General features: G+C 42.9%; 2 protein-coding genes. Both read right to left on the bottom strand.

Annotation, left to right across the window (positions count from 1 at the left end; all coding sequences use genetic code 11):
* A partial coding sequence (locus tag ACLUWI_RS10175) for a transposase domain-containing protein (RefSeq protein ID WP_412147228.1) occupies positions 1-186 on the bottom strand: 186 nt, incomplete at its 3' end.
* A 73-nt stretch (positions 187-259) separates the two neighbouring features.
* Complete coding sequence (gene tnpB / locus ACLUWI_RS10170; RefSeq protein ID WP_412147227.1) at positions 260-616, bottom strand: IS66 family insertion sequence element accessory protein TnpB; 357 nt, start codon at positions 614-616, stop codon at positions 260-262.
* Positions 617-854: the final 238 nt, after the last annotated feature.

The following is an 854-nucleotide window of genomic DNA, read 5'->3' as shown; positions in this document are numbered from 1 at the left end:
ATTCGTTGGCGCGGTTTCCTGTTCTTTATCATCAAACAGATCCAGCTGGCCAGCACTTAATTTTTCAGTTTTTTTTCCAAAAAGTTGCTTTTGCAGATAGTTTACCATCTCGGTCAGTTCCGCGATCTTAGCCTTTAGTTCTCTGTTCTCACGTAAAGCTTCTTCTAAAGTGATCTTCTCAGCCATTACCAATCACCTCCTCTATTATCTGATGACCATTAGGTTATCAGATAATGGAAGCAAATAAAAGAGGAACTTGTTAATACCCTGGTCCCTTAATAGCTGGCCTGATTCGTTTCTGAGGCAGTGGCGAGATACCTTCTAACAATGCCTTAATCTGACTCTTGGTTAATGCCACTGCGTCTTCTCGATGTCGCGGCCATCGTAATCCACCATTTTCAAAGCGTTTATAAAGTAAGACGAATCCTTCACCGTCCCAGTATAAGCCTTTGAAGCGGTCATTACGATTGCCACAAAATAGAAATAGCGAATCATTACCTAATTCCAAGCCATAATTCTCTGCGATCACCATGGCCAAACCGTCAATGCCCTTCCGCAGATCGGTCTTGCCACAAACTATGTAGACGTGCTGAGGAGCACTCCAGTTAACCAGCATAAGCGGCTACTGCTTTAATGATCTCACTAACCAAAGCGGGATCTGCTTCTTGGTAGACATTAATTTTTACTTGGTGCAGTGAAACGATAGCTGCCAAGCGTGAGGTGAGCGCTTAGCAACCGGCTTCTTTGTTCGCGGTATATCAACTTCGACAAAATCTTGCTTCATAAAAAAGTCCTCCTCCTTGAATATGTCTTCAAGTATAGGAGAACTTGGAATTTAATCATATGCGGTTGGT

Source organism: Limosilactobacillus mucosae (assembly GCF_046939755.1).
GTDB lineage: Bacteria > Bacillota > Bacilli > Lactobacillales > Lactobacillaceae > Limosilactobacillus > Limosilactobacillus mucosae_A.
The sequence above is the reverse complement of the archived record's forward strand: the minus strand, read 5'-3'. Positions and strand labels throughout refer to the sequence as shown.

Excerpts from the sequence above, each read along its gene's own strand:
- tnpB (WP_412147227.1), bottom strand. The coding sequence starts at position 616 with ATGCTGGTTAACTGGAGTGCTCCTCAGCACGTCTACATAGTTTGTGGC.